This is a genomic window from Hymenobacter terrestris, from assembly GCF_013377905.1.
Taxonomy (GTDB): Bacteria; Bacteroidota; Bacteroidia; order Cytophagales; family Hymenobacteraceae; genus Hymenobacter; species Hymenobacter terrestris.
The window spans coordinates 1-6,165 of record NZ_JABKAV010000108.1 but is presented as its reverse complement, the minus strand read 5'-3'; the positions used below and the strand labels follow the sequence as shown (position 1 = coordinate 6,165).

6 protein-coding genes are annotated in these 6,165 nt (G+C 59.6%); 3 read left to right on the top strand and 3 right to left on the bottom strand.

Annotated elements, in window-relative coordinates:
* Positions 1 to 128 precede the first annotated feature (128 nt).
* From aroF to phhA, 3 genes are all read left to right on the top strand, one after another.
* A complete protein-coding gene (aroF, locus tag HW556_RS17735; protein ID WP_176901456.1) occupies positions 129 to 1,142 on the top strand; it encodes a 3-deoxy-7-phosphoheptulonate synthase in 1,014 nt (337 codons plus the stop codon).
* 219 nt (positions 1,143 to 1,361) lie between these two features.
* Positions 1,362 to 2,099, top strand: a complete 738-nt coding sequence (locus HW556_RS17730) for a phenylalanine 4-monooxygenase (protein WP_176901455.1) — start codon at positions 1,362 to 1,364, stop codon at positions 2,097 to 2,099.
* 259 nt (positions 2,100 to 2,358) lie between these two features.
* Positions 2,359 to 3,102: a phenylalanine 4-monooxygenase gene (phhA, locus tag HW556_RS17725; protein WP_176901454.1), complete on the top strand. Its 744-nt coding sequence runs from the start codon at positions 2,359 to 2,361 to the stop codon at positions 3,100 to 3,102.
* Positions 3,103 to 3,162: 60 nt separating this feature from the next.
* On the opposite strand, the gene HW556_RS17720 is transcribed toward phhA, so the two are convergent.
* From HW556_RS17720 to HW556_RS17710, 3 genes are all read right to left on the bottom strand, one after another.
* Entirely contained in the window at positions 3,163 to 3,645 is a 483-nt protein-coding gene (locus tag HW556_RS17720; RefSeq protein ID WP_176901453.1) for an Mpo1 family 2-hydroxy fatty acid dioxygenase, read from the bottom strand.
* 229 nt (positions 3,646 to 3,874) lie between these two features.
* Positions 3,875 to 4,738, bottom strand: a complete 864-nt coding sequence (locus tag HW556_RS17715; protein WP_218136966.1) for a dienelactone hydrolase family protein — start codon at positions 4,736 to 4,738, stop codon at positions 3,875 to 3,877.
* 105 nt (positions 4,739 to 4,843) lie between these two features.
* On the bottom strand, positions 4,844 to 6,165 hold a 1,322-nt coding region (locus tag HW556_RS17710), incomplete at its 5' end, for an ABC1 kinase family protein (protein ID WP_317170547.1).

Sequence of the window (6,165 nt, the reverse complement as noted above, 5' to 3'; positions counted from 1 at the left end):
GGTGTTCTCCCGGGCCCGCCGCTGAAACGATGCGTTGCAGGGTTTTCCGCCGTTCGATAGTATTGTTCAACGGCGGGCGGGGCAAACCCCGCCCCTACGTCGTGCTGCGAAAACTTTCTCCCCACCCAATGATTCTTCAACTCGACCCCCATATTTCCGAGCAAAATCAGCAGGAAATTGAAGCCAGAATAAAGGCGCTCAACTACAAAGCTACCGCCGTAAATACCCAGCGCGCCCGCTACCTCGTGGCCATCGGCAAAGCCGAGATTGATCTGCGCAGCCTTGGCCAGCTGCCTGGCGTGCAGGACATTCACCGCGTATCCGACGACTACAAGTTGGTGAGCCGCAAGTGGCGCGTGCGCCCCACCGTGCTCGACCTCGGCGACGGTGTACGCATCGGGGAGGGGACGCTCACGTTGGCCGCCGGCCCGTGCAGCATCGAGAGCGAGGGCCAAATGGAAAGCATCATGCAGCACCTCGTCGATAACGACGTTCGCATTATGCGCGGCGGCGTGTACAAGCCGCGCTCCTCGCCCTACTCGTTCCGAGGGTTGGGTATGGAGGGGCTGAAACTGTTCCACCAGATGGCCCGCACCCGCGGCATCAAAATCATTACTGAGGTGATGCAGGTGTCGCAGGTGGAGGAGATGCACGATTACGTGGACGTATTCCAGGTGGGCGCCCGCAACACTCAGAACTTCAACCTGCTCGACGCGCTGGGCGGGGTGGATAAGCCGGTGATGATCAAGCGCGGTATTTCGGGCACGTTGGAGGAGTTGCTTTCGTCGGCCGAATACGTGTTTTCGGGTGGCAACGAGAAGCTGATCCTCTGCGAGCGAGGCATTCGCACCTTCGAAACGGCTTCGCGCAACACGCTGGATTTGAATGCGGTGCCTATCCTTAAGGAGAAAACCCACCTGCCCGTCATCGTAGACCCCTCGCACGGCATCGGCCTGCGCGAGCACGTAGCGCCAATGGCCCTGGCCGGTATCATGGCCGGAGCTGACGGCATCATTTATGAAGCCCACGAAACGCCCGAAAAAGCGGCCTCCGACGGCGCCCAGACGCTCAATTTCGACGAATCGGCGCGCCTGATCCGCAACCTGCGTCGGGTCTATGCCTTGCGGCAGGAGTTGGAGTAGAGAAAAAATAGCATAAGAAAAATATATTTCTATATTTGCAATACCATGTTCAACCTGACCACCACGCGCTTTATGTCGATTACCGTCTGCAATCTGCAGTATGGTGGTGGGCGGCGTGGCCGGTGCAACAGGCAGGAAAACTGAACATCTTCCTCCTCTGAACCTCAGCAACAAGGCCCGCTTCCGACAGGAAACGGGCCTTTTTTTACGCCTACTGCCATGCTTCAGCAACACTACGACCAGTATTCGGCCCAAGACCATTTGGTGTGGAAAGTATTGTTTGACCGCCAGACGGCCCTGCTACACAATCGGGCCTGCGGGGCGTTCTGGCAGGGCCTGCGTGCCGCCGGCCTGCACCGCAACGCCCTGCCCGATTTCGTGCAGATAAGCCAGCGGCTGCAGCAGGCCACCGGTTGGCAGCTGGTGCCAGTGGCCGGCCTGCTCAATGATGCCGATTTTTATGGTCTGCTGGCCCGGCGCCGTTTCCCGGCTACCGTCTGGATTCGGAGCATGGCGCAGTTCGATTTCATTGAGGAGCCCGATCTATTCCACGGCGTGTTTGGCCACGTGCCGCTGCTGATGGATGCGGCCTTCGCCGATTTCCTGCAGTTCCTAGGCCACGTAGCCACGCTGCATCTGCACGACGCGGCGGCCATGGAGCGGCTAGAGCGGCTCTACGGCTTCGCAGTACAGTTTGGGCTGGTGCGCGAAGGCGGCGAAACCCGCCTGTTTGGGGCCGGCCTGCTGTCTTCGTCGGGCGAAATTCACCATTACCTGTCCGAGGCCGCCCCGCGCCAGCCTTTCGAATTGGCTGCCGTGCTCGATACCCCCTATAGCGAGGAGCACCTGCAGGATGGTTACTTCGAACTCAGCAGCTGGGAGCAACTAGCCGAGAGTGTGGCCGATCTGGCCGCCGTATTGGCTGAAGTATCCCGGCCGGCATTGGCCACCAAATAGTGAGCTGGCAGTAATGTGTAAAATGCTGGCTTTCCAACCGAATTTCGGGCTGTTTAATCTATATGCGTTACATTTGTACCCGATGACCCGCTTCACCTCCCGCTATTATGCTTATGCCTATTACGCCCCGCAAGGGAGCGGAGCGGCGGCGGCGTGCCGGAACAAGGAGTAGCAAATCCTCTTCCAACGTCTTGTCAGGCCTGCTTCCGCTCCGTGCGGGGGCAGGCCTTTTCTTTTCCCTTTTTTCTTTTTCCAACTGATGAACACGTCCCTCGAAATCACTGCCGTTCAGCCCCTATTGCGCCAGGAGTACGCCCGCTACACTGCCGCCGACCAGCATGTGTGGCAGCTGCTTTTTGACAGGCAGATGGAGCTGCTGCCTGGTCGCGCCGCCGATACGTTCCTGGAGGGTGTGCGCCAGGTGGGCTTCACGCGTGACGCCATTCCCGACTTCCGGGAGGTGAACCCTCGCCTGCTGGAACTGACGGGCTGGGAGCTGGTGGTAGTGCCCGGCATTGTCGACGATGCTATATTTTTCGGTTTGCTGGCCGAGCGTAAGTTCCCGGCTACCACCTGGCTGCGCACGCTGGCCCAGCTCGATTACCTGGAGGAGCCCGACATGTTCCACGACGTGTTTGGCCACGTGCCGCTACTAACGAACCCCGGTTTCGCGGCCTTCCTGCAGAACTTAGGCGCAGCAGCCGTGCAGCACCGTGAGCAGCCCGGCGCGCTCGAAATGTTCACGCGCCTGTACTGGTTCACTGCCGAGTTCGGCCTGATTCAGCAGCCTGAGGGCTTGCGCATTTACGGAGCGGGCCTGCTGTCGTCGCACGGTGAGGTGAAGTTCAGCCTGGGCGAGAAGCCGACGCGCCTGCCCTTCAGCCTGCAGGGCGTGTTGGATAGCCCTTTCGAGAAGGACAAATTTCAGGACCTTTACTTCGTGCTCGACAGCATGGAGCAACTGCCGGAGAGCCTGGTCGCGCTGGGTGAAAAGATGGGATAGTGAGTGTGCAATCTGTCATTTCGATGAGGGAGAAATGACAGGTTGCACTATTTCACCTCATCAATACTGCCAGCCCAACCGCCGGTACACGAAGTGTAGCAGCCAGAGTGGGCCAATGAGTAGAAACTGCAGGTCTTTGAGGAAAGAAGGCTTTTTGCCCTCAACCTTATGGCCCCAGAACTGCCCAGCCCAGGCCAGCACGAACACGATGAGGCACACGGCCCAGAGCGGCAGCGCGGCCTGCGCCTGCACCAGCCGCAATGCCAGCGCCATAGTCAGCCACACCAGTACCATACCCGCCGCCAGCCTTCCCGAAAGCCGCACGTAGTACCCCACAGCCAGCACCATTACCAGCGTGGCCCAGTTCAGCCACGGACTGATGGCCCGTACCCCCGCTGGCACCGGCACCGACCACAGCAGCCCCAGAATAGCGAACATAATCAGCGGTACGCACACCCAATGCACAAGCTTGTTGGTCGGGTTCTGGTGGCTCTCGGCATACTCATCGAGCAGCCGCTGCACAGGCGAAATAGTGGTATCCATAGGTATTAGGGGCAGGTATAAAGTGACTGGTAAAAGGTAGCTGTTTATGCGCTTGTATACGGATATGATGCTGGGTTATTTTTCCAAGATAGAAAACAGAAAGGCTGCCTCAACGAGGCAGCCTTTCTGTTTTAGAGCGCACGAGGAGAGTAGAATTCCGCTCGGTGTCGTCTGAAAAATCCGTGAAATCTGTTAAAATCGGCGCTAATCTGCAGTCTTGGTACGTGGTCTACTTGAGCTTGAGATTTTTCTTCAGGTAGGCAACTGAGGCAGCGTGGGCATCTTCGGCCATGGCCTTGCTGTACTTGGGGTTGGAGGGATTGGCGAAGGCGTGGTCGGCGTCGTAGGTTTTCACGGTGAGGCCTTTCTTGGCCGCCTTCATGTTCTTCTCGAACTCGGTTACCACCTCCTGATTGATCCACTTGTCCTGCTTGGCGAAAATCATCAGCACATCGGTATTCAGGGTTTTGAGCTTGGCCACGTCCTTTTCGGGCATGCCGTAGTACACCACTGCGCCCGCAGCTTGCTTGCCGGCCAGCAGGGCCGTTTGCAGGCTCCAGCCGCCGCCGAAGCACCAGCCAATGCTGGCCACCTGGGCCCGTGGGCCGGCGTGTAGCAGCGCTCCTTTGATGATGGCCTCGGCCCGGGCAGTTTTTACGGCCTGCATGAGCTTCCCGGCTTCATCGGCCGAGGCGGCAACCTGGCCGTCGTATAGGTCGAGGGCAATGACGTTGGTGCCGGGCAGCTCCTTAGCCAGGCGGGCGGCCTCCTGCTTGATGTAGTCGTTCAGGCCCCACCACTCATGGATGACGAACAGGTACTTGTCCGAGCGGATGTTGCTCTTAATTTCAAAGGCTTTGCTGGTGCCGCCGTCGGTGGTCTTGAACTCAATCATTTCGCCGCCGCCGGCGTAGCGGAAGGGCAGGGGCGAATCGTGGCCACCCGAAAAATCTTCGTTGGAAGCCAGCATAGCGAAGGTTTCGGTGGCGTTTGAGCTGGCAGCCGGCTTGGCGCAGCAGCTCATGGTTGTTTGGGCCGAAGCCACGGATACTACGCTGAGCAGCGCGGCGCACAGAGTCCAGAACTTTTTCATGGGGAGAAATAAAGGGGAAGAAAAGTACCCCGGCTTTTCGTGTAGCTACACGAAAGGCCGGGGTTGCTGTTAACCGGAAGCAGGAAAATTAGTTTCAAACAGACCTTACTCGGCCCCGGTGCGGATGCTGACCTTTAGCTCGGTGAGCAGAGCATAGAGGCCCACGTAGGTGCGGTTAAGGTAAATGAAGTGCTCGGAGCCGCGGGGCTCGCGCTGTTGGCGCAGCTCGGGTTGCTGCATCAGGTCGTCGCCGAGGGCGTAGAGAGCCTGCATGTAGCTGGGGTCGCCAAAATCGAAGGTGGCCTGGCGAAACGGGCGGCCCACCAGCTCCAGCGAGGCCCGCATGGTTTCTACATAAAAACTCCGCTGAGCGGGTGCATCGGTGGCTTGCAGTACGCCGCCTTCCTCGAGCAGCGCGGCCAGCTTGGCGGGGTCAGCCAAGGTTTCGGGAGCCAGCAGGGAGATGAACAGGCGATGCACATCTTCGGGAATCTCTTTTACGCAGCCGAAATCGAGCACGCCCACGGTGCCACCGTCATCGGAGCGGAGCAGGAAGTTGCCGGGGTGTGGGTCGGCATGTACCCGGCGCAGCTCGTTGAGTTGGAACATGTAAAAGTCCCAGAGTGCCTGGCCCAACTGGTTACGGATGGCCTGGCTGGGGTTGGTAAGCAAGAACTCGCGCAGGTGCTGGCCGGGCAGCCAATCCATGGTGAGGATGCGAGCCGACGACAGTTCGGGATAGTAGCGCGGGAACTGCAAATGGGCCAATTCGGCGCATGCGGCGGCAATTTCCTGGCCCCGGCGCAACTCCAGCGCATAGTCGGTTTCCTCGATGAGGCGGGTTTCCACCTCCTGCATGTAGGGCCTCACGGTGGCCTCATCGAGCCCGAGCACGCGCAGGGCAATGGGCTTCACGAGCCGGATGTCGGAGCGGATGCTGTCGGCCACGCCGGGGTACTGCACCTTCACGGCCAGTTCCAGACCGTCCTTGCGAGCAAAATGCACCTGCCCGATGCTGGCGGCCTGCCGTGCCTCGCGGTCGAACTCGTCAAACACCTCGAAAGGCGACTTGCCAAAGGCATCACGGAACGCTTTGACCACCAGCGGGCCCGAGAGGGGTGGGGTTTGGTACTGGGCCTGGGCAAACTGGTCGGCGTAGGCGGTGGGCAGCAGGTTTTTCTCCATGGCTAGCATCTGGGCCACTTTCAGCACCGAGCCTTTCATTTCGCTGAGCGTGCCGTAGAGCTCGGCCGCGTTGGCGGCGTGCAAATCATCCATGGTGCTGTCGGCCCCCACGGCCCGCTTGGCATAGTGCTTCACGTAGTTGGCCCCCACGTTTAGGCCGGTTTTGGCAAACCGCGCCGCCCGCGCCACTTTGGTCGTCGGCAGCGACGTGAGGGTTTTAACAGGAATATCGGACATGGAGT